Source organism: Bacterioplanoides sp. SCSIO 12839 (assembly GCF_024397975.1).
In the GTDB taxonomy this organism is placed as follows: Bacteria; Pseudomonadota; Gammaproteobacteria; order Pseudomonadales; family Oceanobacteraceae; genus Bacterioplanoides.
Map to the genome: position 1 here is coordinate 1,935,092 of NZ_CP073745.1, position 26,994 is coordinate 1,962,085.

The 26,994-nt window shown below is 49.6% G+C and carries 24 protein-coding genes; 5 read left to right on the plus strand and 19 right to left on the minus strand.

Annotation, left to right across the window (positions count from 1 at the left end; genetic code table 11):
- Positions 1-55: 55 nt before the first annotated feature.
- Positions 56-1,699 (plus strand): hypothetical protein, encoded by a 1,644-nt coding sequence (locus KFF03_RS08955; protein ID WP_255860768.1) that lies wholly within the window; start codon positions 56-58, stop codon positions 1,697-1,699.
- 1 nt (position 1,700) lies between these two features.
- The gene (locus KFF03_RS08960) at positions 1,701-2,342 is read left to right on the plus strand and encodes a hypothetical protein (protein WP_255860770.1); all 642 of its coding nucleotides are present in this window, start codon (positions 1,701-1,703) and stop codon (positions 2,340-2,342) included.
- Positions 2,343-2,419: 77 nt separating this feature from the next.
- Here KFF03_RS08960 and thiI read toward each other — a convergent pair whose 3' ends face one another.
- Positions 2,420-3,877 (minus strand): tRNA uracil 4-sulfurtransferase ThiI, encoded by a 1,458-nt coding sequence (gene thiI / locus KFF03_RS08965; RefSeq protein ID WP_255860771.1) that lies wholly within the window; start codon positions 3,875-3,877, stop codon positions 2,420-2,422.
- Between the two features lie 249 nt (positions 3,878-4,126).
- Between thiI and phbB the strand changes: the two genes are divergently transcribed.
- On the plus strand, positions 4,127-4,873 hold the full coding sequence (gene phbB / locus KFF03_RS08970) for an acetoacetyl-CoA reductase (protein WP_255860772.1): 747 nt from the start codon (positions 4,127-4,129) through the stop codon (positions 4,871-4,873).
- A 99-nt stretch (positions 4,874-4,972) separates the two neighbouring features.
- Here phbB and KFF03_RS08975 read toward each other — a convergent pair whose 3' ends face one another.
- The 5 genes from KFF03_RS08975 to modA all read right to left on the minus strand — a co-directional run bounded on the left by KFF03_RS08975 (position 4,973) and on the right by modA (position 9,981).
- Positions 4,973-5,821 carry a type IV pili methyl-accepting chemotaxis transducer N-terminal domain-containing protein gene (locus KFF03_RS08975; RefSeq protein WP_255860773.1) on the minus strand — a complete coding sequence of 283 codons (849 nt, stop codon included), beginning with the start codon at positions 5,819-5,821 and terminating at the stop codon, positions 4,973-4,975.
- 104 nt (positions 5,822-5,925) lie between these two features.
- The gene (locus KFF03_RS08980) at positions 5,926-7,185 is read right to left on the minus strand and encodes a site-specific integrase (RefSeq protein WP_255860774.1); all 1,260 of its coding nucleotides are present in this window, start codon (positions 7,183-7,185) and stop codon (positions 5,926-5,928) included.
- Between the two features lie 108 nt (positions 7,186-7,293).
- Positions 7,294-8,412, minus strand: coding sequence for a molybdenum ABC transporter ATP-binding protein (gene modC / locus KFF03_RS08985; RefSeq protein ID WP_255860775.1), 1,119 nt, complete (start codon positions 8,410-8,412; stop codon positions 7,294-7,296).
- Between the two features lie 5 nt (positions 8,413-8,417).
- Positions 8,418-9,134: a molybdate ABC transporter permease subunit gene (gene modB / locus KFF03_RS08990; protein WP_255860782.1), complete on the minus strand. Its 717-nt coding sequence runs from the start codon at positions 9,132-9,134 to the stop codon at positions 8,418-8,420.
- Positions 9,127-9,981, minus strand: a complete 855-nt coding sequence (gene modA, locus KFF03_RS08995; protein WP_255860784.1) for a molybdate ABC transporter substrate-binding protein — start codon at positions 9,979-9,981, stop codon at positions 9,127-9,129. The genes modB and modA overlap by 8 nt, the downstream gene beginning before the upstream one ends.
- Before the next feature lie 340 nt (positions 9,982-10,321).
- Between modA and rapA the strand changes: the two genes are divergently transcribed.
- Complete coding sequence (rapA, locus tag KFF03_RS09000) at positions 10,322-13,099, plus strand: RNA polymerase-associated protein RapA (protein WP_255860786.1); 2,778 nt, start codon at positions 10,322-10,324, stop codon at positions 13,097-13,099.
- Positions 13,100-13,115: 16 nt separating this feature from the next.
- On the opposite strand, the gene KFF03_RS09005 is transcribed toward rapA, so the two are convergent.
- Entirely contained in the window at positions 13,116-14,057 is a 942-nt protein-coding gene (locus KFF03_RS09005) for a site-specific integrase (protein ID WP_255860788.1), read from the minus strand.
- 203 nt (positions 14,058-14,260) lie between these two features.
- Here KFF03_RS09005 and KFF03_RS09010 point away from each other — a divergent pair, with 203 nt between their 5' ends.
- Positions 14,261-15,331, plus strand: coding sequence for a DNA-binding protein (locus KFF03_RS09010; RefSeq protein WP_255860790.1), 1,071 nt, complete (start codon positions 14,261-14,263; stop codon positions 15,329-15,331).
- Between the two features lie 61 nt (positions 15,332-15,392).
- On the opposite strand, the gene gorA is transcribed toward KFF03_RS09010, so the two are convergent.
- The 12 genes from gorA to KFF03_RS09070 form a co-directional block, all read right to left on the minus strand.
- Complete coding sequence (gorA, locus tag KFF03_RS09015) at positions 15,393-16,760, minus strand: glutathione-disulfide reductase (protein ID WP_255860792.1); 1,368 nt, start codon at positions 16,758-16,760, stop codon at positions 15,393-15,395.
- A gap of 58 nt (positions 16,761-16,818) precedes the next feature.
- Positions 16,819-17,325, minus strand: coding sequence for a type II secretion system protein GspM (gene gspM, locus KFF03_RS09020; RefSeq protein ID WP_255860794.1), 507 nt, complete (start codon positions 17,323-17,325; stop codon positions 16,819-16,821).
- Positions 17,322-18,527, minus strand: coding sequence for a type II secretion system protein GspL (gene gspL / locus KFF03_RS09025; protein WP_255856573.1), 1,206 nt, complete (start codon positions 18,525-18,527; stop codon positions 17,322-17,324). The genes gspM and gspL overlap by 4 nt, the downstream gene beginning before the upstream one ends.
- 14 nt (positions 18,528-18,541) lie before the next feature.
- Positions 18,542-19,624 carry a type II secretion system minor pseudopilin GspK gene (gspK, locus tag KFF03_RS09030; protein ID WP_255856574.1) on the minus strand — a complete coding sequence of 361 codons (1,083 nt, stop codon included), beginning with the start codon at positions 19,622-19,624 and terminating at the stop codon, positions 18,542-18,544.
- Entirely contained in the window at positions 19,596-20,330 is a 735-nt protein-coding gene (gene gspJ / locus KFF03_RS09035; RefSeq protein WP_255856575.1) for a type II secretion system minor pseudopilin GspJ, read from the minus strand. The genes gspK and gspJ overlap by 29 nt, the downstream gene beginning before the upstream one ends.
- A complete protein-coding gene (gene gspI, locus KFF03_RS09040) occupies positions 20,330-20,719 on the minus strand; it encodes a type II secretion system minor pseudopilin GspI (RefSeq protein WP_255856576.1) in 390 nt (129 codons plus the stop codon). The genes gspJ and gspI overlap by 1 nt, the downstream gene beginning before the upstream one ends.
- Positions 20,720-20,724: 5 nt before the next feature.
- Positions 20,725-21,300 carry a type II secretion system minor pseudopilin GspH gene (gene gspH, locus KFF03_RS09045; protein WP_255856577.1) on the minus strand — a complete coding sequence of 192 codons (576 nt, stop codon included), beginning with the start codon at positions 21,298-21,300 and terminating at the stop codon, positions 20,725-20,727.
- Between the two features lie 48 nt (positions 21,301-21,348).
- The gene (gene gspG / locus KFF03_RS09050; RefSeq protein ID WP_255856578.1) at positions 21,349-21,771 is read right to left on the minus strand and encodes a type II secretion system major pseudopilin GspG; all 423 of its coding nucleotides are present in this window, start codon (positions 21,769-21,771) and stop codon (positions 21,349-21,351) included.
- 30 nt (positions 21,772-21,801) lie between these two features.
- Positions 21,802-23,031: a type II secretion system inner membrane protein GspF gene (gene gspF / locus KFF03_RS09055; protein WP_255856579.1), complete on the minus strand. Its 1,230-nt coding sequence runs from the start codon at positions 23,029-23,031 to the stop codon at positions 21,802-21,804.
- 9 nt (positions 23,032-23,040) lie between these two features.
- On the minus strand, positions 23,041-24,615 hold the full coding sequence (gspE, locus tag KFF03_RS09060; protein ID WP_304941495.1) for a type II secretion system ATPase GspE: 1,575 nt from the start codon (positions 24,613-24,615) through the stop codon (positions 23,041-23,043).
- A gap of 2 nt (positions 24,616-24,617) precedes the next feature.
- The gene (locus tag KFF03_RS09065; protein ID WP_255856580.1) at positions 24,618-25,946 is read right to left on the minus strand and encodes a UDP-glucose/GDP-mannose dehydrogenase family protein; all 1,329 of its coding nucleotides are present in this window, start codon (positions 25,944-25,946) and stop codon (positions 24,618-24,620) included.
- A gap of 116 nt (positions 25,947-26,062) precedes the next feature.
- Positions 26,063-26,992 (minus strand): electron transfer flavoprotein subunit alpha/FixB family protein, encoded by a 930-nt coding sequence (locus tag KFF03_RS09070; protein WP_255856581.1) that lies wholly within the window; start codon positions 26,990-26,992, stop codon positions 26,063-26,065.
- Positions 26,993-26,994: the final 2 nt, after the last annotated feature.

The following is a 26,994-nucleotide window of genomic DNA, read 5'->3' on the forward strand; positions in this document are numbered from 1 at the left end:
GCTTCGGCCGTTAGTGGGTAGAATGGCAACAAATACAACAAAGAACGACGCAAGTATGGCGGATATAACAACAGGAAGTGATACATCACACTTCGCAGCATCTCTGTCTCTGGTACAAGCAGAAATTGCTAACGCCCTGGATCAGGCAGCGGTGCAGTTGGATGCGTATTCTGACAGCGGTAGTGATGACAGCCTTACTCTTTTTCTTGAAGAGATACAGCAATTACGCGGCACTTTTAAAATGCTCGACTTTCGGGCCGGAGAGCGTGTTTGTGAGGAACTGGCAGAAACGGGACGCATTGTACGCTCGCAAAAGGTCAGTCAGGCAACGCTCGAAGCTTTCACGCAGGCGCTTGTTTATCTCAAAAGGTATATTGAATTTGTTGCCGGCGGCGATATCGTCTCTCCAAGCCTGTTAATTCCCACCATTAATCAGATTCGTAAACAGCGTAATGAAAAACCTCTGCCAGAGGCTTATTTCTTTTTGGTTAATTTGCGACCTAAGCTTCAGATGCCGGTTGCCGATCCCGAAGCTGGAAGTTTTCCTTATCGCAGAGCACGACAGCTGTATCAGCTGGGCCTGATTGGTCTGATTAAGCAGGAAGGCCGTCGCGGCCCTCTGCAAGTCATACAACGTGCCATCACACGCTTTGAAAAGGCAAGTCGGGGCGGTGCTGCCTGGCCGTTATGGAACGTCGCCACGGCTGCATTGGATGCTCTATCCCAGGATGCGTTTGAAATTGGGCCGCAACGCCTCAGTCTGTTAGGTGCTCTTGACCGTCAGGTTCGCAAGGTGCAGGAGACCGAAGGACGCGCGTTTAATGAAAAAATGCCGGACTGGTTGCTTAAAGAGCTGCTGTACCTGGTTGCGCTTGCCAATAACGAATCCGCAGCAATTGCACAGGTTCAAAAAGATTTTCATATCGACGAAGGCGTAAAAGAGCAGCATCTTGCTGAAGCGCGCCAACGTCTGTCAGGTCCGGATCAATCGGCTATTGACTCATTGTCGGAAGCGCTTCAGGAAGAACTTCAGTCGGTTAAAGACCTGGTTGATCTGCTTGAACGTACGGATACCAGTGAAGAAAACTTCAATGAATTGATTGTTAGCCTGAGTCGTATTGCTGATACTCTGCAAATTGCCAACTTGTTCGACGCCTCTGAAAAAACCCGCAGATTGTGTGTTGCACTCAAAGCCAATGGCGTGAGTGGCATGCAATCTCAGATTGCCGCCGTTGCTGATGGCATCATTCATATCGAGCAGGAAATGCGCGGCATGACGCAGACTGGTCTTGATCGGGATACATTGGTTGACCCGGTTAGCCTGGCAGAAGCCAAAATCGCGGTGTTATCAGAATCGATGACAGCCATGACGCTGATTAAGCGCTCAATTGGATCATTTGTGGATTCCAATGGCGATCGGTTACACATCAAAAACATTGGCAAAAGCCTGCATGACGTTGCAGGTTCTTTAATTTTTCTTGAAAAGCATAATGTAGCATTGCTGCTGCACGACCTTGAAGCCTTTGTGTCGTTGCGACTGCTTGGCAGTGAAACACCACCCAGCGAGAAGCAGCTTGAAGCCTTTGCTGATGGTGTGACAGCGATTGAATATTTCCTCGATTCATTAAACGGGCAGGGAAATGGCTCCGATGACGCTCTGAAACTGGCGCAAGAGAGCCTTCAGATATTAAGGGACTGATATGTTGCAAACCGGCTTAACTGTATTTGCTGCTGTTTTTTTTCTGTTTGCCATTATTGTTATTGCCATCGCCTGGCGAGGCAAAGAATGGTTTATTTACTGGGTTAAAGGCACCATTGGGATGCTTATGCTGGCCGGTTGTATCTTTGCAGCGTTCACCCTGGTGGATGTCTGGAGTTACAAGCAGCTCGAAAAAGAAGAGCCGCTGGCAACGCTGAGTATTTATCAGCTGGGTGATCAGAGTTACGACATTACCCTGGCAGACTCAACTGGCATTGAGCAGCGTTTTAAATTAACCGGTGATCAGTGGCAGCTGGATGCCCGTTTGTTAACCTGGACAGGGCCTTTTGCAGCAGCAGGTGTTAAACCGCTCTACCGCTTGGATCGTTTATCCGGTAGATATCTGTCCCTTGAGCAGGAACGAACAGCCGAACGGTCTGTGTTTGAGTTATCGGGTTCGCGTTGGCTCGACTTATGGCAAATGTTATATGAGTCAGGCTTATGGCTCGACGCCCAGTTTGGTAGCGCTGTTTATATGCCGATGATTAATGGTGCTGTGTTTGCGGTACACCTGACACCCAAAGGTTTGATCGCTCGACCGCTCAACGACGTCGCTGAAGCAGCATTGCAGGTTGAATGGTAGCCTTACATTGTCTCGACCCAGGATTCCACTAAAAAGCCCGCTTTATTGCGGGCTTTTTAGTGGTGATTTACTTGAGATTAGCTCTCGACATACACCGCAAACCGGCCCTTGCCTTGCTCATTCAGGTGGTGAGCATGAATCTTACTCATGGTGCCTTTCTGGCAATACATCAGATAGCGGGTACTGCTATCAAATTCCGCCACACGACTGTCCACTTCATAAAACGGAATGGTTAGTACGGTATTGTTAGTGAAAGTCAGCGGTGCATCCGCCGCCTCATTCGGATGACGGATATCAATGATCACATCATCCAGTGCCGGAGTGGAGATCAGCTCAACACTCTCAAGCCCGCTCTCATCGCCACTCAATACATCATCAATACGTTCGTACTTGGCGTTACGGAGTGCTTCCTCAAGTACATCAAAGTTAAAGTCTGCCTCCGTAGACTCAACTTTCTTGCGATCACCCACTGTGGTTGGCTTAACCGAAATGACACCGCAATACTCCGGCATGGTTGCGGCAAAGGCCTCGGTGCCAATGCGACGGGAAATATCAATGATTTCTGGCTTGTCCATGGCAGCAAGAGGGCGTAATACCATGTGATCACACACCTGATCGATAACAGCCAGGTTGGTAATAGTCTGACTGGCAACTTGTGCCACCGCTTCACCGGTAACCAGGGCGGGAAGTTTTAACTCATCCGCTACGCGTGACGCGGCACGTAACATCATACGCTTCAGCACAACCCCCATCTGAGATACGTCAATATTCTTCAGAATTTCTTCAACCACACCTTCAAACGGCACGGTGACGAACTTCACACGATGGCTTTCGCTGTAGTTGGACCAAAGGTAATGCGATACCTGCTTAACCCCAATTTCGTGAGCACTTCCACCCAGATTAAAGAAACAAAAGTGCGTTTTAATACCACGGCGTGTCATCAGATAGCTGGCAACGGTCGAATCAAAACCGCCGGAAATCAGCGATAAAACCTCTCCCTGGGATCCCAGAGGATAGCCTCCCACGCCCATCACCTGCTGGCGTACCACCTGCACTTTATCATTACGAATTTCGGCTTTTACCACTATTTCAGGGTTCTTTAGAGATACCGCAGTTGCTTCGGTTTCTTTTAGCAGGCCGCCGCCCATGTAAATTTCAGCCTGATGGGAGGTGAAGTCGTGCTGGCCCGAGCGTTTGATTCGAACACAAAAGGTTTTACCCGCGAGCTCCTCTGCATAGGCCTCTCGCACGCGCTGATAGGCTTCATCCAGCGTGGTGAATTCGTATTCAACAATTTCCAGTGCAGAGCCAATACCCGGAGTGTGAGTCAGAATCTGAATGGCTTTGCGACGGGCAATATCATCATCATGATTCATCACAACAACCAGACTATCCCAGCGATTCTGTACATCCACCGACAGTTCGTGTTTGCGGAACAAAGTCTGCAAATTCTGACGCAGGATCTTAGTGATCTGTTTGCGCACCGGGCGCGACTTAATCGTGATTTCAGGGAAAAGTTTGATGACGAACTTCATTTTCAGACAACCGGATAATGCATAAGGGCGCGGATTATATAGCAACCTCACAGCCAGTGGCAGCTTTGTAAAAAAACAGACTGAGAGTTAAATATTAGACATTTATCTTTTTCCGCTCAATCAGCTGAGACTTCATATTAGTGTCATATCAAGCAGCAAATCTGCTTATGAGATAAACAGTTAGCTACCACCATCTCACCACAACAACTCAAGCACATTTCAATAAAAAAAGCACTGACGGAGTAGAGCATGACTAAACGTATTGCATTAGTAACCGGCGGGACCGGCGGCATCGGCACTTCAATCTGTAAACGCCTGCATGATGATGGGTATCAGGTTATTGCCGGTTATTATTCAGGGGGCAAGCATGAAAAGGCCCAGCAATGGCAAAGCCAGCTAAAAGAGGAGGGTTATCACATTGCGCTGGCTTACGGCAACATTCGTGACTATGACTCGTGTGCCGCCTGTATTGAAGGTATCAAAAAGGATTTTGGCCCGGTCGACATTCTGGTTAATAACGGTGGCATCACTCGTGATACAACTTTACGCAAGATGTCACCTGAGCATTGGGATGACGTGATTGCTACCAACCTGACGTCGGTGTTCTATATGACCCGTTTAGTCATCAACGACATGCTTGCCAGTCACTGGGGGCGTATCGTTAATATTTCTTCCATTAATGGTGAAAAGGGTCAGTTTGGCCAGGCCAACTATTCGGCGGCCAAGGCCGGAATGTACGGCTTTACCAAGGCGGTTGCTCAGGAAGTGGCCAGCAAAGGTATTACGGTGAATACGGTATCGCCGGGTTATATTGCAACGTCAATGATCATGGATGTACCGGAAGAGATTCGTGAGCAAATCCGCATGGGCATTCCGGTTGGACGTTTTGGCGAACCTGAAGAAATTGCGCGTGTGGTTAGCTTCCTGGCAGCGGAGGATGGCGGTTTTATCACCGGAGCGAATATTTCGGCGAACGGCGGCCAATATATGCACTAAAACTGAATTTCCCCTGCAAAAATAAAAATCCGGGATGCTCCGCATTCCGGATTTTTTATCGATAACCATTGGGGTTGATTGGTTTATACGTTTGCTTGGCTATAAGGCAGCGATCATCTGGCGACTGGCATCCAGCATAAAGGAAGAATTTAATTCACCTGAATCATGCAGGCGCTCATACATGCCGGTAATTTCATTCATGCGTTTCAACATACTTTCAGTAGTACGTGAGATCACATGAGTTGCGTATTGCCCCGATTTAATACGATCAAAACCGGCCTTTGAGAACTTCAACTGCGCCTCAACACCCGACAAAGCATAATGAATCTCATCACTGTTTTGCGGAGCAATCAGTAAGGTATTTAAGCCTTGTTCAAATTCCCCCAAGGCCCGATAAAAGCCGTCGATAACTTTTTGCTGGCGTTGTCCTGAGGCGTGAGCAAAATAATACTTCGCCATTCTCTGACTCAGCATGCGCTGACGGCCGGAAACGTTAACCAATACCGCGCTATCGGTGTTGGCGTATTGCTCAATATCCAACACCACCTGATGACAGGCTGCGACCAGTTCTTCGCCGATGGCAATGAGCTCAATGGTGTCAGCCTGTAAAGGCGCAGCCAGGGCACTTTGTAATTTACCCCAACGCACTTCGACGGTGCTCAGATTGTCACGAATGAGTTGTGTTGGTGCGTAGTGTTTCAGGTTTCTTAGCTGTGCGGCGAACAATTGCTGGGCATGTACCAGCTGTTTTTCAGCCTTAATTGAGTCAATTTCAGAGTTAATCTGAATATAGGCTTTCACCATGCGCTCGCTTAACATTCGTTGTCGCCCGGCCTGGTTAAGAGCGGCACCATCACTGAGTGGGGTGATCTGGATTTCTACTGGCTCATTTTCAGCAACGCTGGCGAATGAGGCCAATAAGGCAAGTAAGGTTAAAATGCGGAACATAAGCCCTCCGGAAATTATCTGCTCATGTTTTCCTGAGCAAAAAAAGTTCCTGAAGCGACAGGATTCCATGATTTGCTGACTTTGTTCGTCAGCTTTACACCAGATTAATACTCCGGCTTGAGTTTTTTGAACCGTGCGCTAGCGTGGCGCTCACGCATTTCGGTATCGATATAACGATCAGTGGTTGCCATGCTGGCATGGCCTGCATCTTCCTTAACGTGTTCTTTCGGGCGAAATTTCACATCTTCCGAGATGCCGGTGTGCCTGAGCCAGTGTACCGTTGCCACTTTTAATTCCTGGGCTTCATCCTCCATTCCCTGCGAGCGCATCCGCTCATAAGCTGCATCAAAACAGCGCTGCACCAGATAACGAATCTGGCGGGTACTGGTCACGGCGCCGCGGCCTTTAATTTTGTTGATCAGCGGTGTTTGTTCACCCACGGTCGGCAGGGGGGTTAAGCCCAGGTAGGAGCGGTAGCGTTTCAATGCCTGCAGCATATCGTCAGACACGGTCACCATACGTACTTTATTACCTTTACCAATCACTTTCAGCCACCAGTGCTGATCACGATCCTGCTGAAAATCTCCCATGACCGGCGTGCCACGTTCGTCCGCTACCAGTTCGGAGATTCGCAGGTACATACCAAACAAAATTTTCATCACAAACAGTGACCGTTCATGCTCACGCGGATTGGTGTCGGCCTGCTGCTCGGTGGTTTCCAGAATAAAGTCCCATTGCAGGTTGGAAATACGCCGAATGGGTTCCTGATACGCATGTTTTTGCAAATACCGACTGCGCTGGCGAATCAGTTTAACCGGGTTAATTTCGACGTAGTCTTCCTGTTGCAGGTAGTTAAAGTAGGTCGACAGAATGGAGAAAATCGCCTGCAGGCTTTTCTGAGACAAGTTGAACTCAGCGGAATGTGTACGCTTATTATGCTGTGCCACGAATGGTCGCCAGTTCGGATTAACCACACGTTCGCCCTGATGCAGACGAAAGCGGGCGGTTTGCTTGTCGCCAATCCAACTGGAAGGTGGTTGCTGGCAAAAAGCGAGAAAGTCTTCCATATCCTGGCGCCGCAATTCAGTCAGACTCATTGAGCGCACCAGCCAGGCCCACTGCAGTAATCGCTCAACTTCACGCCGATAGCTGTTAAAGGTAGCGCTGGTGCCGCTATAGCTGGATAAGAAATTCAGCGTGTTGATCAGGTCTTCATAGGCTCCGTTAACTTCCCGCAACTCAGGCAAACGCACCATCATCGCCTGGGCATAGCGCAGTGGATTACCAATATGCTCGGCCTGATCCAGTAGTGGCCTTGGCGATGTGCCTGATGGTTGGCGTGAAGAATCTGGAGAAACGGGCACTGCAGTTGTTCCTGAGCAATTAAAGAGTCATTAAATTATCGGAAATAAGGTACGGATTCTGCTGTCGTAATGCAAGGCGATGCAAGAGCTGGTATTGATCGTGAAAGGCTAGCCAATAATCGCCGTGGCTTTAATCTGCGCCATGACAGTCATGCCCGAAGCAAGCTGCAGCTGATGACAGCTTTTTCGGGTAATCATGGAATAAAGGGTTAAGTCTCCAGCTTGTAAAGTAAGCAGACTGTAGGGTGCTTGATTTTCGATCTGGCTGATCGTCATTGGCAGCCGGTTTTGTATGCTACTTGCGACTGATATTGAGGCGGTATCCAAGCTGATGCTGACATCCCGGGCCTTGATCAATACCCTTTGAACCGAGCCTGTCAGTGGAGCATCAGCAATCGAATCAGTAACCAGAGATAACCTGGGTCTGCCTGTACTATTTATCTCGTTTATATTGGCTTCGCCGATCTCCAGTTGGATCATCTGCCACTCAGGTTCAATGCCAACCACGGTACCACGCCAGATCACCGCTGGATTCTGTTCTTTTTCATCCGAAGAGTATTGTGCCGACACCCAAGCCTCAGGAGTACCGTGATGAATCAGCTTGCCGTGATCCAAAACCAACAGCTGATCAGCCAGCTGTGCGACCTCAGCCAATGCATGAGTGACATACAACACCGGAATTTCCAGCCAGCGAAACAACTGCTGCAGATAGGTCAATAACTCTGCTTTGTGTGTGGCATCAATGGCGGCAAGTGGCTCATCCATCAGTAACAAGTCCGGGTTGGCGACCAGTGCTCGGGCAATCGCCACTCGCTGCTGTTCTCCGCCCGAGAGTTTTTCTACTCGACGGGATAACAAAGGGGATAGTTCCAGAACAGTAAACAGGGCCTGCTGTTGTTCTGAATCCATCGGAGTTTTGCTGCGCTTCAGGCCATACCGAATATTCTGCTCAACCGTTAAATGACTGAATAAACGTGCATCCTGAAACACATAACCAATGCGTCGCCGCTCCGGCGCAACAAACTGCTGAGAGTCTTGTAATACTCGCTGATTGAGGGAGATGTCGGCGTTAACAGAACGATCCAAGCCAGCAATTAAGCGCAGCAGAGAGGTTTTACCAGAGCCCGAGTGACCACAAACCGCTGTAACTCCCTGACAAGGAACTTGCGTTTTTAATGCCAGTTGAAAATCTGGCGATGGCGAGTGATGAATATCCAAAGTTAACATAAGTCTCAGCGCCAGATGGTGGTTCGACTGGAGGGGCGCAACGCATACAGACCCAACAAGATAATCAAAGAAAAACCAACCAACAAGCCGGACAGCCAGTGTGCACGACCATATTGCAGGGATTCAACCTGTTCGTAAATCTGTACCGATAATACCTGGGTTTCTCCGGGAATATTGCCGCCAATCATCAGCACCACGCCAAATTCCCCCAAGGTATGAGCAAAACCAAGAATGGCAGCGCTGATAAAACCGGGCTTAGCGAGTGGCAATACAATACTGAAAAATCGATCCCAAGGTCCGGCCCCCAGCATTTGGGCCACTTCTATTGGCTTAGGGCCAATGGCTTCAAAGGCATTTTGCAGTGGCTGCACCACAAAAGGTAATGAATAGATAACAGAAGCCACCACCAGTCCGGTGAAAGTAAATGGCAGGTAGCCCAAGCCTAGAAATTCAGTCAGCTGGCCAATAACACCACCCGGCCCCATGGCAATCAGTAGATAAAAGCCCAGCACTGTTGGTGGCAGCACCAGCGGCATGGAAACCAGCGCCGTTACCACACCACGTAGACGGCTTTGACCGCCAGCCAGCCATAACGCCAGAGGCGTGGATATCAGCAGCAACAACAGAGTTGATAGGGCGGCCAGCTTCAACGTCAGCCAGATGGCTTGCCAGTCTTCGGGCAGCAATACAAACGGCAGCAGTGTATCGAATGATTCAGTCATAAGCGTCTACCGAATCGTTTGCTGGTAGGGCTTTTTCTGACGGGCTTGTTTCTGCCGAATCTTTTGTCACATAACCATGCGCCTGAATAATCGTTTGCCCGCGTTCAGAGAGAATAAAGGCAATAAAAGCCTGGGAGGCTTGATAAGCAATGGATAAATTATCGGAAATATCAGGACTATTATGGGGAGGCTGCTTTGTTGAATTACCCAGCAGCACCAGATCCTGGCGGATCGGCTGATGCAGCGTTTGAGGAACCAACCGATACTGAACGGACAAACCAGAAGACTGGACAACCTGAGAAAGCGCGACCAAAGCGTAATCGACGGAGCCAGCGACTAAAAACTGATACGCCTGGGAGATATTTTCACCTTTAATAAGTCGCGGTGGAAAATCCGTTAGCTCGGCCAGGGCTTGTTGTGCTGCCAATCCATAGGGCGCCAGCTTGGGGTTGGCAACTGACAGAGTTTTGATGGATTGATTGGTTAAAAGCGATAAAGACAAAGGCTCGGAGCTATGGCTGCTGCTGGCCAGTACTAAGCGGCCAGCAGCATAAGTTTGCTGTGATCCGGGAGCCGCAAATCCCAGCTGAATCAGCTTGGCAGGTTTATCCTGATCCGCCGACAGAAACACATCATAAGGCGCGCCATGTTGAATTTGAGCGAATAACTTTCCGGATGACCCGGTGGTGATACGCACTGAATGCCCGGACATCGCTTCAAAATCTTTGGCGAGTTGTTTTGCTGTTGCCACAAAGTTAGACGCCACGGCGACAGAGATATCGGCCGAGCGAGTCAGCGGACTGATAACAAACAGAGAAACAATAAACAGAAGGCGTAAATGGGTCATGCGGCGAGTCTGGTATAAACCGTATCGAAAGACAAGAACGCAGGAAGTATTCGCATTATTTTGCAACATTCTATTTATTCCGATAATACCAATTATCGGAAGTATCGGAGTGTTAACCGCACCCTAATTGGCTAGTAAAGACAGACATCCTTTTATATGGGTATGCTTATGATTGCAGAATGGTCGCTTAAGAAAACTATCCGTATAACCTTCAAGCACTTACTCTATTTAATGAATGCGAATTCTGCTCTTAATCCGTAGTCTTGCCAGTGGTTTTTTTGTCAGATTACGGTAGACTTCGCGCCCTTTTCATTCAGCAGCAAGCAGGTATCGTGACACCATGTATTCAGTAGGTCAGCGTTGGATTAGTGAAGCCGAGACGGATTTGGGCTTAGGGTTAATTCAGGATGTTGATTTCAGAATGGTGACCGTGTATTTCCCGGTTATCGACGATGTTCGCACCTACTCCAAAGAAGGTGCCCCGCTGACCCGTGTTCGTTTTAAAGTGGGCGATGTTATCCCGCTGCAAGACGGCACTAGCATCACCATCAGTGAAATTCAGGAGCAAAACGACATCATTTTCTATGGTGATGAAGACCGTTTTGTGCCAGAAACACATCTGAGTGGCCAAATTCAGCTGAATCAGCCAACCGAGCGTCTGTTCTCTGGTCAGATTGATAACAACAATTTGTATGAGTTGCGTCAAATCGCCCTGCAGCAACTCAGTAAACTACGTAAACGCCCTTTTTATGGCTTACTGGGTGGTCGGACGTCGCTGTTAGCACACCAGTTATATATTGCAGAACAAGTCACTCAGGATGCCATTCCCCGCGTATTATTAGCCGATGAAGTGGGTTTAGGTAAAACCATCGAGGCTGGCCTGATTTTGCACCGCCTGATGCTACAACAGCGCATCTCGCGGGTTATGATCATGGTACCAGATCATTTGCTGCACCAGTGGCTGGTCGAAATGATTCGCCGCTTCAATCTGCGTTTCACTATTGTTGATCGCGCTATGGTTGCTGAAAACAAACTGATGGCGATGGAAGGTGAAGCCAGCAATATGTTCTCTGATAGCCAGCTATTCTTGTGCCCGCTGTCGATTGCGACACAAACGGAAGTGGCGGCACAAATGCTGTCGGTCGATTGGGACATGTTGGTTGTTGACGAAGCTCACCACCTGGAATGGGATGAAGACGGTCATGATGACGCTTATGGCTTAGTTGATCAGCTGTCGGCTAAAACAGCGGGCTTACTGCTGTTGACTGCAACACCAGAACAGCTGGGCATTAATGGTCACTTTGCTCGCTTGCGCCTGCTGGACCCGGAACGTTATCCAAGCCTGGAGCAGTTCCTGAATGAGCAGCAACAGTATCAACCGGTTGCTGAACTGGCGTCGGCATTAACCGGCGATGCGGCTTTAACCGCAGAGCAACAAAATGCCCTGGCCGCCCTGCTGCCAGACATGGCTGATAGCGATGATCGTACCAAGCAGCTGGAAACCCTGATTGACCGTCGCGGCCCAGGTCGCGCCCTGTACCGTAATACCCGCCACGGTGTAAGCGGTTTCCCGCAGCGCCTGCCGGCAATCAACTACCTGCCCGCACCGCCTTTTGTTGATGATCTGCCGGTCAGCGTTGAACAGGGGCTATTCCCTGAGTTAGGTATTAATGGCTGGGAAAACAGCGACCCACGCTGCGATTGGCTGATGGATATTCTGTCGCAGCACAAGAAAGATAAGATCGTACTGATCTGTCATTCGGCGCAGACCGTACTCGATCTGGAAAAATTGCTGTGGGAGATACACGCCACGCCAGCTGCGGTATTCCACGAAAATATGGACCTGGTTGAGCGCGATCGTGCTGCGGCCTACTTTGCTGACCACGACCAGGGCGCACGCATTCTGCTGTGTTCTGAGATTGGTAGCGAAGGCCGTAACTTCCAGTTCGCCCATCATCTGGTGTTGTTTGATCTGCCATTTAATTGCGATTTGCTTGAGCAGCGTATTGGTCGACTGGATCGTATTGGTCAGAAGCACGATATTCAGATTCATATTCCGGCATTTGAAAACCACATCAGCGGTCGTTGGGCGCAGCTTCTGAATGATGGTTTAGACAGCTTCTCACGCCCGAATCCGGCCGCTCAACCGCTGCTGGAAAAACACAAGGTAGCGATTGAGCAAGCTTTGCTGAGTCAGGATGATCTTGCTCCATTATTGGATCAGCTCAGCAGCGAACGGGATGAATTATTGCAGGCACTGGAAGATGGCCGTGACCGTCTGCTTGAATTGCACTCCTGCCATCCGACCCGGGCACGCCAGCTGGCGCAGGAAATGACCATTACCCATATTGAAGATGAGGCGGAGCTAAACGACTTTATTGAGTTATTCGCGGATGCTTTTGGTCTGGATCTGGTCGATCTGGGTGGTGAGTGCATCACCATTGCACCGGGTGATCACATGCTGGTGCCGGATATGCCACACCTGCCGGAAGATGGTTTTATGGCGACCACCAATCGTGATGTGGCCCTGTCACGCGACGACGTGCAATTCCTGAGCTGGGAGCACCCGTTTATCGATCAGGCGCTGGAGTTGATTGTCAGCAGCCCTTCAGGCAATGCGGCCGTCGGTTATATCGAAGACCATGGTCATAAGACCGGCGATTGTTTTATTCAGCTGCAATTTGTTGCCCAGTGCGCGGCACCAAAAGCATTACAAGTTGAGCGTTATCTGCCACCGAATGCCATGCACTTGATGATGACACCCAAAGGTGATCTGGCGGTGAATGAGCCTGAGTCGTTACCAGGCTTCGCCCTGCCACTGAAAAAAGGCACCGCTCGCGGCCTGGTTGAGCAAAAAACGGATGAGGTCCAGCCGCTAATCCATAAGCTAGAGAAGTTGGGCGCAGGCCAATTAAGCAAGATGGTGGCGCGCGCTGAAGCCAAGGCAGAAGAAGCCTTCGACTCTCGATTGGAGCGATTACAGGCATTATCTCAGCAGAACCCGAATATTCCGGCGCAGCTGGTTGATGCCGTTAAGCAAGAGCGTGACCAGGTGCTGGCCGCGATCCGTGATTCGCAACTGATTCTCGATAGTGTGCGCCTGGTATTTTGCGGCTAAGGCCTGGTAGTAGTACTTAGTCAAGCTCCGCCTGAGACTGCTCAAGCAGCATCTCGGGCGCAAACGGGGTTGTGCTATCCACATAGCGCAGCGCCGATTTCACATCGCGCCAGCCAACATATTCCATCAGAGATTTAATATCCCACCCTTGCCTGCTGGCCCAATTAGCAAAGCCACGTCGTAAAGAGTGGCTGCTAAACGCTTCAGTATTATTGATATCAGCAACGCGACAGCACTGGCGCAAAATATGGGTAATACTAGAGGGATGTAATTCCTGACTACCAATATTGCCCCAGCGATCTATCTTGCGAAACACTGGGCCATCGGTCACTCCAGAAGCTTCTTGCCAGTCCTGATAGGCCGTTACCGGACAAAGCTGCCTGAGCGCCGGAACAAAATATTGCCTGCCCTGCTGGCCTGCCACCCCTCGATCCCCCTTGCTTCTCGGAATGTTAATTGTCATTCCTCTGCTGTGTTCAACCTGAATGTGCTCAAACCTGACGCGCGACAGCTCATCACTGCGGAAGGCTCGCCAGAAGCCCATTAGCAACAGAGATCGGTTTCTAAGTGCTGTCAGTGATGAGGCCGCCTCACTTTCTGGTTGTTCCAGACTATTCACAATCAACTGCAACTGCTGCAACTCAATCGGCTTCGCCTGTTTTTGAATGGTCGGGTGAAGCTCGGCAATGCCTTTGAGTACCTTTTTTACGTAAGGCGTTTTGGTGGGGTCGGCAAATCCTTGCTGCTGATGCCAGGCCGCAAGTCCAGCCAGGCGCTGGCGCAAGGTTGCAGCGGAATGCTTGTCAGCAAAAGCGACCAGGTAGCGGGCTATCTCCTCCGAGGTGGTTGGCAGCATACCTCCCCATGCTGTTTCAAAGTGCTCTACCGCTGAGCGATAGCTTTTCCGGGTGTTTTCCCGGGTGGCAGCATGCAGGTAGTCATCCAGGGCGATATCCACTGAGCCATTTGCTGCTGTATTGCTGAGCTTTTTCAAGGGCTTATGCAAACCTTTTCGCTATTCACATTTAATAATGTGTAATTATCTTAAGTTAATTTAGTAAATTCAATTTTAAATTTATTATGATTTTTAGAATGTAAATACGTAGTATGTAATACAGTACGTAATAGATTAAAATCCCTTTCAGAAAAACGGTGAAAATCATGGCCAGAGGCGGAATAAATAAGCAGCGGGTAATGCAGGCACGGGAAACCTTGCTCAGCCAGGGCAAACACCCCTCAATTGATGCCGTACGGGTCGTATTGGGAAATACCGGCTCCAAATCCACCATTCATCGCTATCTGCGGGAGATTGAGCAGGAGCTGAAAGTCAGTCAGGATTCATCCGGCACCACACGATTGAGCCAGCCACTCACAGAGCTGGTTGGCCGATTGGCAGACACTCTGCAGCAAGAAGCCAGGCAAGCCATAGAGTTAGCCGACCAGCAACACCAACAGGAACAACTGGCGTTTAGTCAGCGCCTTGGGGATTTAAATAAAGAGAATCAGCAACTACAGCAGCAATTACAGGCCTGCCAGGAACAGCTTGCTCATACTCAACAAGAAAGAGATCAAGCATTGGCAGATAAACAGGCCGTGCAACAAGAGCTGAACACCAGCCAGCAGCACCAGGCTCGCTTCGCAGCCGTCGAGATTGAGCAGCAAAAACAGATTGAATCGTTAGAAGAAAAACACCGTCATAGCCGTGAGGCACTGAATCACTACCGGGATTCGGTACAGCAGCAGCGTGAACAGGATATTCGCCAGCATGAGCAGCAGCGCCAGCAGCTACAGGTGGAGATTCGAGCGCTACAGCATACCATCAGTGTACAGCAAACCAGCTTGTCGCAACTGAACAATCAGAATGGGCAGCTACAGGCAGATTATAGTCACACTCAACAGCGATCAAAGGACCTTCAGCAACAGCTGAAAACACTACAACAGTCGAGCGAGCAAACCACTCAACAGCTGACCAGCACCCAGCAATCGTATAGCCAGTTACAGCTAGAGCACGATCAACTGCAGAACAACAACCAGCAGCTGAAGCAGCAATACCAAGAACAACAGCTTCTGGCCGCTAACGACAGCCAAACACTAAGCGCAAAAATCGATGAGGAAGTCAGCCGCCTGCAGCAAGCACAACTGGAAATTACCGCGTTAAAAGCACAGGTGATGAGCAAGGATGAGATGCTGGAGCGGCTGCTCGACGCCAATAAAAAAGCCAGAACAGAATAAATCTGTTCTGGCTTTGTATGGCTACTAAGCGCTTAGCGTAAATCGCGTGAACTAATACAAATTAACCGCGCGGCGTACGCATGGTGACGAATTCTTCAGCCGCAGTTGGGTGAATGCCAATGGTGCTGTCAAACACGGCCTTAGTTGCACCTGCTTTAATGGCAACCGCCAGCCCCTGAACAATTTCACCGGCATCCGGGCCAACCATATGCGCACCAATCACTTTATCGGTACTGGTTTGCACCAGCAGCTTCATCATGCTGCGCTCAGGCATGCCACTGATGGTGTGCTTCATTGGCTTGAAGCTGGATTCAAATACCGACAGATCATCACCAAACTCTTTCACCGCTTCTTCTTCAGTGAGGCCAACGGTAGCAATGTTTGGCTGACAGAATACTGCGGTTGGAATATTGCTGTAATCCATCGGTGTGGTGTCGCCGTCGTAGAAGTTGGCAACCAGCTTCATGCCCTGAGCCAAGGCCACCGGCGTTAAGGCTGGCGTACCAATCACATCACCCAGCGCATAAACACTTGGTACTGAGGTCTGGAAGAAGTCATCAGCGATAATGGTGCCATTGTCGCGTACTTTGATACCCACTTGCTCCAGGTTCAAACCATCCGTCATTGGACGACGACCCGTTGCGTACATCACAGCGTCGGCTTCGATAGCCTCGCCAGATTTCAGCTGACACACCAAGGTGCCATCGACTTGTTTTTCAATGCTGGCAATATCGGAATTGGTACGAATATCGATGCCCTTGGCAGCAATCTGCTCTGCAGCGAACTGGCGTACACCTTCGTCAAAACCACGCAACACCTGCTCACCGCGATACATCAGCGTTGTGTCTGAACCCAGGCCATTAAAGATGCCAGCAAATTCAACCGCAATGTAACCACCGCCAACCACAACCACACGCTCAGGGAAGGCTTCCAGATAGAAAGCTTCGTTGGAGGTGATGGCGTGTTCTGCACCTGGAATTTCCGGCTTAAACGGCCAGCCACCAGTGGCAATCACAATTTTATCGGCGGTGTATTCTTTATCGCCGGATTCGCCGCTAACAATAACCGTATTAGCGTCTTTCAGGCTGGCGGTGCCATTCAGGATTTCAACGCCAGAGTTATCCAGCAGGTTGTTGTAAATACCGTTTAAACGGCCTATTTCAGCGGTTTTGTTATCACGCAGTGTTGGCCAATCGAAATTATTTAACTGCCCTTCTACGCCAAAACCCTTAGCTTCTTTGAATTTCTCTGAGTACTCGGATGCATAAACAAACAGCTTCTTAGGAACACAGCCAACATTGACACAGGTGCCTCCCAGGTAGCGGTTTTCAACTACAGCAACTTTAACACCCTTTGCTGCAGCCATACGGGAAGCGCGAACACCACCAGAACCAGCACCAATGACTAACAGCTCATAATCTCGACTCATACAATTCACTCTTTCTCTGATATGACACTCATACATTCAACCGCCTGTTACAGCGATGTTATGGTGTCAGTGTAGCTCGTATATCAACCCAGCCTGGATTTTCCTTGCGGTCAATGTTGATTTGGCTGACCCGGATGCCATTACTGGACTGTAAGTTTTCCAACCATTCAATGGCCTCATCAAAGGCCACTTTTTCCAACCAGACACGCAAACCTTTGCCATCCTGCTCATATCGACTCAGCAAAATGCCGCTTTTTCGCGCCTGCTGGGTAACCACAGACAATATAGGGCCAGAAGAAGTTCCCGCAGCGCCGCCAAATTTGTGAGCGTTATCAGCAATACGGTTATAGCTGGCAACTGCTCGTTCAAGTTTATTTTCCAGCTGACGCTGCTCTTTAATCAAAGGGGCATACACCATAAGAAAGACCAGAGCCAGAGCAACAAAAACAGCTACTCCACGAACGATCAACTGATCTCGCGCCTGAAGCGCTTCATACCAGGATTGTGCTGCTTTGACCTGCGGGTGATTGACCACCTGGTCTTTCAATTGTTCCAACTGACTCATGCTGCGCCTCCGATTTTCAAACGGCCTTTAACACCGTCTTTGTCATTGGTTGCCGAAGACACTTCTGCAGTCAGGCCTTCTTGCTCCAGTGCTTGTTTGAGGGTTTGCAACTCCGACAACGACCCGGCTTTCACCTCAACCACCAGTTCATTCAGGCGGTCATTGAAACGTATCGACTGAAAGTGCAGCGTCTTTTTACCCTTGTTGGCTGCGTATACACGAGAGGCACGATGAATTAACTGAATAAAACCAGCACCCTCAGCACTATTACCACCAGACAGCTTTTCGCGCATCTGGCGATCCAGGCTACGAACGCGCTCACCCGGGAACAGTTGCTTATATAAATCAACGGCAGCCTGCCGGACTTGCGTCTCCTGCTGCTTCAGCGCGATATTATCGATAAATAAATAACCGGCTGTGAGTACAGCCCAGGCAGCGGCAATGGCTGCCAAAGGACGCCACCAGGCAGCGGGCTTATCTTCCTTGCGTTCACGAACCTGATAGTCACCCACCATCAGACTGACTAATTTACTGTCCAGAGCGGAATCCAGCTCAGAATTGCGAGTGCTTGCCTGAACATCAATATTGCCAAAGGTTTCTGCAAAACCGGTTTCGATGGTGGTTTTCACCATTTGCGCCTGGTCCAGACCTGCCGCCCAAATGTTCAACTGATCAGCGCTGAATTCCGACAGCAGATCTTCCAGAACCGGAGTCAGGGCGAATGCCGGAATCCAGCCTTCAAACGTTCCGGGCAATAATAATTGCCAGCCGCTATAGTGTTGGCGCAGCAGGTTTTGCTGTGGCAATAATTGGGTTTCAGGAATGATGTCGCGCACCTGCAAATGATGCAGTTCACACTGCTGAATCAGACGCTCGATTAGATCTATCGCAACCACATAAGCACGAACTTTTTTATCCTGCTTGCCTGCTGGCACAACAAGGTAGTTATCAACGTCGCTGATCAGGCATTCTTCCAACGCAAACGGCAGCGCTTTAGCCAAATTACGATTACTGACACCAGGCATGGAGACCCAGTGTGTTGAATAATTAGTGGCAGACAGCACCAGGCGTACCTGACTTAAATCCGGCTGCTCACTTGCCCAGCTTTCCAGCGGGCGACTGTCATGGTCAAAATCAGCATGAATATCGCCAATTAACCAGCGGCCCTCTGCGGCTTGCCACTGTACCTTTTTTGTTTCCATGTCACATTCTCTGATCAGGTCGAACCGTTATCCGACTGGTCATTACTATTGTTGGTATCGGTATTTAGTGTCTGCTCTGACGGTTTTTCTTCGCGACGGGAATAATCCCGATAAATCGTCGTCATGCGAGCATCTGCTTTATCACGCTTAATCAACGCTTCGCTGGTGGCGTAGCGCTCATTAAGGTCAACCCGGGCGAACATTTCAAAATATTCACTGTTAATACTGAAATCACTTTTTTCCCATTTGGGCTGTGTATTATTGCTGTTATTGTTTTCTGAACTGCTGTTGGCAGCATCAGTATCATTGGCTTGTGGCTGAGTATATCGCTCCAGCAGACTTTGATTCCAGAAGTCATCAACACTGGCATACCCTTCTTCTCCTCGCGCACTAACCAGTGACTGGCCATCCTGCAACGACAAACCAGAGTCTAAAGATGCCAGCACAGCAGCACTGGCCGTATTGACATTGAGCTGTACTTCAGCAGGCAGGCAGGAAACATAAGGCAACAATGACTGATAGGATTTAAGGTCAAAATTCTCGATCAGTAATAACTCAGAAACATGCTTACAGCTTTGGTAGGCCGGACGATAAGGCACCTCCAGCGACTCATAGATATCATCTACCTGGCTGTTTTTATCCATCCAACGTGCGGTTGCATTCGCCAGCTGTGTATCCAGGCCAAGCAGGTTTAATAAATTACTGAACCTCTGGGTTTGCAGTGTTTTATTTGCTGCGCCTGCCGACAGGCTATTGAGATTAAATCGCCCCTGGGCGTCGGTGATTTTCAGATAAACCTTACCTGGCTCCAGCGGAAAGGTGCGTGGCTGAGTCCACTCTTCATTAGCATGGTCTTTTTCTTTGTCGGCATTCCAGTCCAGGTATAAACCAACCCTGACCGCCTGCTCAGCCGCATTGGTAAACGCCCGACTCTGTTGCAGGGTAAACATATTGGCACTGCGCTGAATGTTGACGGCTTGGCGGTCAATGATGGCAACCGCCAATAACGACACCACAGAAAAGATCAGCAACACCATAATCAGTGCCAGACCTTTCTGCTGCTGGTAATTAACCACCCGCATTGGATTCACCATCATGGGCAATCAGCCAGATACGTTCTATTTCACCCAAACGCGGTAATTCAAAGCGCCAGCGAATCGCTAATGGCACGCTGACATCACTGCTCTGGCTTGTGGGTGGCCAGCTGGTTTGCCAGTCTCTGCCTTGTGCTTCAGCCGCCTGCCCTTGTTGCTGCCTCTGGCGCTCAACCAGCAACTCCATATCCAGCGTCTCAATTTGCTCCAATACAACCTGAGCGACTGGCTCAGAGTCCGACGCCCGATCCAGTACGCGCCAGTAATAACGCACCAGACAATCGGCCTCCGGCTCGGCAACCCCCCAGGATAATAAACGCGCCTTGGCACTTTCACAGACTTCGTCATCAATGGATTCGAGCCGATAAGCGACACGCTGCAAGGTACTGCGCGGATCCTGAGCGACTGGCGAATTACGCCAGCCCGCTCGGGTAAATTCCAGCGGGTAGTCACCGCTTTCGAGTATTAACGAAGCCTGTTCGTCACCGTAATTATCACGCACTGAACGGTTGATAAACTGCTCCATATCGCGACTGACCACCTGATTAAAGCGCTGCAGGCTGATCAGCTGCTCTGACGTCACTTCGGTTGCGCTTTTGGTATCAATCACGCTGCGTAACAGCTGACTGGCACCCACACCCAAGGTCGCCGTAATGGCGACAGCCACCAAAACCTCAAGCAAGGTAAAACCGGACAACGATCGTTTCACTAATATTTCCCCACAATGGTGGCCAGTGTGGCGAGATTAGATTCTTTGTCGTTGAGGTCAGCGACCGACACGGTTACCCGGCGAGTGTCAGGAAGCTGGGTGTTTTCTATTTTAGTATTGACCCGCCATTCACGACCGGCCATATCAATCACATCATTGCTGTCACTGACATTGGGGAAAGGTGCCAGGCGTATCTCCGCGAGCTGATTTTCAGCAACAAATGCAGCCAGTGTTTTATCTTGCAGGTACAGCAAGTTGCCAACACTTTGGCTGGTTGTCTGGCTAATGGTTGTTGCGATCACAGCAAAAATAGTGACGGCAATCATGACTTCCAGCAAAGTGAAACCACCCTGCTTGCCCGGAGATTGAATGGATTGAGAGCGCATCATAATCATCAGCCCTCAAATCGCTCGGTCTGAATCATCAGTTGGCTAAAACCATCGCCGCTCAACAGGATAACAAAACTGTTGTCCTGTTGATGACTTAACTCCAGGCGAAACGGTGTGTATTCGTCGGAAGACAAAAACAACAGCGCAGGTTTTGGCCCCTCTTCATCATCGAGCAACTCATCAAAATCCACTTCAGTATCTTCAACAAACAAGCGCATCTCGACAGACTCTGGTGCTTCAAGTTCTTTTTTTAACGGACCTTCAGCGTGAGCTTGCCAGGGGTTTTTAGCCAGATTAGCCTGCTCTTTACCATCCAGGGCACGAGCCTGCAGGCTGTTTGGGTCAAGATATGACAGCAGTACCAGCTCCTGAATATCCATGGCGATACCAAAATCGACATTCTGGAAAACGGCATCTTCACGATAAGCATCCAGCAGGACGGTAAGCTGGCGGGCAAACTGCTCTGTCTCATCCAGCGCTGGATTGCTACTGGAAGTGAGTGTCGCCATTGACATTAAACCGCCAATAATCGCCAGTACCACCAAAACTTCCAACAGCGTAAAACCGCGCTTATTACTCATGAGGTTGTTCCCCATGCACTGGCTGTTGCCCGAGCGCTTCATGCCAAATCAGTCGTTGCTGCTGATGTCGGCGCCATCTTCTTCACCGCCTTCGACGCCATCAGCGCCCAGCGATAAAATTTCATAGCTATTGGCTTTTTCGCGGAAGTAGACAAACTCATTACCCCAGGCATCGGTTGGGACATTATTGCCTTTCAGGTAGCCGCCGGAGCGATAATTTTTGGGTTCCGGTGAGCCGGATGGCTTGGAAATCAGTGCTTCCAGTCCTTGTTCTGTGGTTGGGTACTGGAAGTTATCCAGCTTGTACATGTCCAGGGCGCTTTCAATTAACTTCATCTGGCTCTTGGTGGTTTTAATATTTGCCTCACTGGCTGAACCCAGAATATTGGCTCCCACTAAGGCCATGATGCCACCAATGATGGCCAATACCACCATCACCTCTAACAGAGTAAAACCGCGTGCATTTTTCATTGTTGGTACTTTTTTCACGTTCAATTGCTCCTACTGAACCATTTGTTGCAATTCTAAAATCGGTAACATAATTGCTGCGACAATCAGCGCAACAATGGCGCCCATGGATAACAACATCATGGGCTCAAAAATTTTCACCAGCGCTGAAACCGTGTTTTCAAGTGTGGTTTCCTGCTGCTTGGCGGTCCGCGCCAACATGGCGTCTAGCTCGCCGCTGTTTTCACCACTGGCAATCATATGCAGCATAATGGGTGAAAAGTATTTGGTTTCGGCAAGCGCCTGATTCAGGCTGCCGCCCTCGCTCACCGTTACGGTTGCCTGAGTTAATGACGACTGAATAGGCATATTGGTGACCACCTGACTGGCAATACGCATGGCCTCTACCAGAGGCACGCCACTGGAAGTCAGAATCGCTAGCGTACTACCAAAGCGTGCGGTATTGGCGTCACGGACAAAGCCACCCAGTCCGGGCATCGTTAATAAAAAACGGTGATATTTACGGCGAAAGCTGTCTTTTTTAAGTGCTCGCTTAAAAACAATCAGACCAATAATCAGGCCTGCGAGAATATACAATCCAGCGCTGCTGATCAGGTGGCTGAGGCTTAACATAAATTGCGTCAACCCAGGTAACTCCTGACCATTTTTAACGAACACCTCGACAATATCCGGAACCACATAGGTCAGCAGACCCACAACAATGCCGATTGCGACAATGGTCAGAATAATCGGGTACATGGCCGCCAATTTGATTTTCTGATCCGACTCCTGACGCGATTCTGTGTAATCGGCCAAGCGATTTAAGACACCGTCCAGGTGGCCAGCATGCTCGCCAGCAGCAACCGTAGAGCGATACAGGTGTGGAAAGGCGCGCGGGTACTCTTCTAATGCTTTGGCTAATGTATAGCCTTCCAGCACTTTGGAGCGAATTGCCAGAATCATGGCTTTGATTTTTTGTTTGCCGGTTTGTTCCGATAATGCCCGCAGGGATTCATCAATGGGCAATCCAGCCTGAATCAGAGTTGCCAGCTGGCGAGTAATTAATGCCAGTTCTGGTACCGATAAAGACGGCCCCTGGTTCAAAAAACTGGCGAAAAAACCTTCACCGCTATTTTTTTGCTTGTTAGCAGTAATCTCGACTGAGAGCGGCATCCAGCCTTTGTCTCGCAGCTGTTGGCGGATTTGGCGTGCACTATCAGCCTCCATCACCCCTTTTTGCTGTTTGCCCTTAGCATCCAGCGCCTGAAATTCAAAAGCAGCCATAATTCGTTGTTATCCTTTGGCTACTCGCAACAATTCTTCAATCGTGGTGCTGCCTGCCAATACTTTACGAATACCGTCCTGGCGAATGCTTGGGCCAGATTCACGGGCGTATTCTTCCAGCTCCTGCTCCCCGGCTTTATCATGAATCAGGGTTTTCATACGCTCATCCACTTCGATGATTTCATAGATGCCCTGGCGGCCACGATAGCCCAGCTGATTACACTTCTCACAACCTTTAGGATGGTAAATTACCGGAGGATTAGCTGGATCTGTGCCCAGTAACTCACATTCGGATTCATCCGCTGGCGCAGCGGTTTTGCAGTCATCACACAATACCCGCACCAGGCGCTGAGCAATGACACCCACCATGGATGATGACAATAAGAAAGGCTCCACGCCCATATCCTGCAATCGGGTAATGGCGCCGACGGCAGTATTGGTGTGCAGTGTTGATAATACTAAGTGACCGGTTAATGATGCCTGAATCGCAATTTCAACCGTTTCCAAATCCCGGATTTCACCAATCATGACCACGTCCGGGTCCTGACGGAGGATAGCGCGCAGACCTTTAGCAAACGTCATATCAACCTTGGTGTTTACCTGAGTCTGACCAATACCCGGCAGGCTGTATTCCACCGGATCCTCAACAGTCAGAATGTTCCGGCTGGTTTCATTCAGATCAGAAAGCGCACCGTACAAGGTAGTGGTTTTACCCGAACCGGTTGGGCCGGTTACCAGAATAATACCGTGCGGCTTGGAAATAATGTTTCGCAGAGTGAGCAGATCACGATCGGCTAAGCCCAGTTGAGCCAAACCTAAACGTCCGGCCTGCTTATCCAGCAAACGCATTACGATACGCTCACCATGCTGAGATGGCATGGTTGATACCCGCACATCCACTTCACGACCGCCGATACGTAAGGCGATACGACCATCCTGTGGCACACGTTTTTCAGCGATATCCAGTTTTGCCATGACTTTAATACGCGACACAAGTAGAGCCGCCAATGCACGTTTGGGCTGAACTACTTCACGTAATACGCCATCCACGCGGAAGCGTACAATTAAGCGTTTTTCATAGGTTTCGACATGGATATCCGAGGCGCTTTCTTTGACCGCCTCGGTCAGTAGTGCGTTGATCAGGCGAATGATGGGGGCATCACCCTCCTGCTCCAGCAAGTCTTCGGTTTCCGGGACTGAATCCGCAAGACTGGCCAAGTCCATTTCATCGCCCAGCCCTTCGACCATCTCCATGGCTTCGGAGCTATCACTCTGATATGCCAGCCCCAAGCGACGTTCAAACTCCTCATCGGCCACCACATCCAAACGGAACGGCGCCGAGAGAAAACGCTGAACTTCCATCAGTACATCGCCGCGTAAGCCTTCTTTATGAATAACGACTAGCTGATCGGCATTACCTTCCACCAGAACACCAAAGCGTTTAGCAAACCCAAACGGAATTCGATGAGAGATATGTGTGCTTTGCACCTCGGCAGAGTCAGAGAATTCAGGCTCTGCAGTCGCCAAAAGCGTTTCATCTGACATGTGAGCATCAATCTCTGCGGAAGTTGTACTGGCGGTCATACTTATCCTAAACGATCCCGGCCAATGCCGGTGTAATCAAACCCTTGTGATTTAAGACTGTATGGATCGTACTGGTTACGGCCGTCTATGATCACGGGTTGTTTTAATAATTTTTTAATGGCGTTGAAGTCTGGCTGACGGAACGGTTTCCACTCCGTGACTAACACCATGGCATCAGCGTCCGCTAATGCATCGTACTGATGCTCGCATAAAATAAGACGTTGTTCATCGAAAACAGTGTCAGGAAAATGCAATTTACTCTCATTCATAGCCAGAGGATCGTACGCTCTGACTCTGGCACCGGCCTCTAACAGGCGATTAATCAATTCCAGCGAGCTGGATTGCTGCATGTCATCCGTACCGGGCTTAAAGGCAAGCCCCCATACTGCAATGGTTTTTCCTGTCATGTCCTGACCAAAACGATTGGCCAGCTTCTCAAATAAGCGGTGCTTTTGAGACTGATTGCGGCGTTCAACACTTTTCAGGATGTCAGTATCATAACCACAGGCCTGTCCCATCTGAATCAGCGCCTGCATATCTTTAGAAACAAAGGAGCCGCCATAGCCGCAGCCAGGATAAATGTAGGAATAACCGATCCGGCTATCTGAGCCAATCCCTTTTCTGACCTGCTCGATATCAACCCCCATGCACTCAGCCAGATTGGCAATTTCGTTCATGAACGAAATTTTGGTTGCCAGCATGGCGCTCGCTGCATGCTTAGTCATTTCGGCATCACGAATCCCCATAAACATCAGCTTATCGTGATTGCGTGAAAAGCTTTGGTACAACTCAGACATCGCGTTTCGTGCGCGAAGGCTTTCTACGCCAATAACAATGCGATCCGGGCGCATAAAATCATCAACGGCAACCCCTTCTTTCAGGAATTCCGGATTAGAAACCACATCGAACTCGACTTGCACACCGCGCTGCTGTAATTCTTCCTCAACAACCTGGGCAATTTTTTCAGTTGTGCCAACCGGTGCGCTCGATTTGTTAACAATAACCGCATAGTCGTTGATTATCCGGCCAATGTTGCGTGCCGATTCCAGCACCAATCCAGGATCGTTGCAGGCCTGTTGAGACTCAAGCGCTATAAAATAAATCTGGGAGCGAGTGTTTATATTGCCATCGGCAAATTCAAGGCGACCGGCTTTAGTGTTGTTCTGGATGATGGCATCCAGCCCGGGTTCGAATACCGGAATTTCACCAGCAACAATAGATTTAACTCGCTTGGGGTCAGCATCAAGACAGGTTACGGTATTTCCCATTTCCGCAAAGCAAGCGCCTGTCACAAGGCCAACATAGCCGGTTCCTACGACTGTAATTTTCAAAACACATTCCTTTCAGTGGAGCAATTTGTGAGGTACGTTACCTTATTACCAAAAAATGACAACTCGATGACATAAAAAAACCCGGCATAAGCCGGGTTTTTTCTAAGCTACTGATATTACAGAGCATTTTCCAGTTCTGGAACTGCTTCGAACAGATCAGCAACCAAGCCGTAATCGGCTACCTGGAAGATAGGAGCTTCTTCATCTTTGTTGATAGCAACAATAACTTTAGAGTCCTTCATGCCAGCCAGGTGCTGGATTGCGCCGGAAATACCAACCGCAACGTACAGTCCTGGAGCAACGATTTTACCAGTTTGACCAACCTGCATATCGTTTGGAACGAAGCCAGCATCAACCGCGGCACGAGATGCACCAACAGCAGCACCCAGCTTGTCAGCCACTTTGTACAGCATTTCAAAGTTGTCGCCGTTTTGCATACCACGACCACCGGAAATAACAATGTCAGCAGCAGTCAGGTCTGGACGATCAGACTTAGCCAGTTCTTCACCCGCGAAGCCAGAGATGCCAGCATCTTTAACAACGTCAACTGCTTCAACAGCAGCAGAACCGCCTTCAGCAGCCGCTGCATCAAATGCAGTACCACGAACAGTCATCACTTTGATGCTGTCAGCAGACTTAACAGTCGCGATGGCGTTACCAGCGTAGATTGGACGAGAGAAAGTATCTTCTGCTTCAACACCAATCACTTCAGACAGCATGTTAACGTCTAACAGAGCTGCAGCGCGCGGCAGGAAGTCTTTACCGGTAGTGGTCGCAGCGGCCAGGATGTGGCTGTAGCCTTTACCCAGTTCAGCAACCAGTTCGCCCATGTTTTCAGCCAGCTGATACTCGTATGCTGCATTATCAGCAACCAGTACTTTAGCAACACCGTCTACTTTGGCCGCTGCTTCAGCTGCAGCGCCACAGTTAGAACCAGCAACCAGAACTTCAACATCACCACCAATTGCTTTAGCAGCAGTAACGGTGTTCAGAGTTGCAGCGCCTAAAGCAGCGTTATTGTGCTCAGCGATTACTAAGATAGTCATTA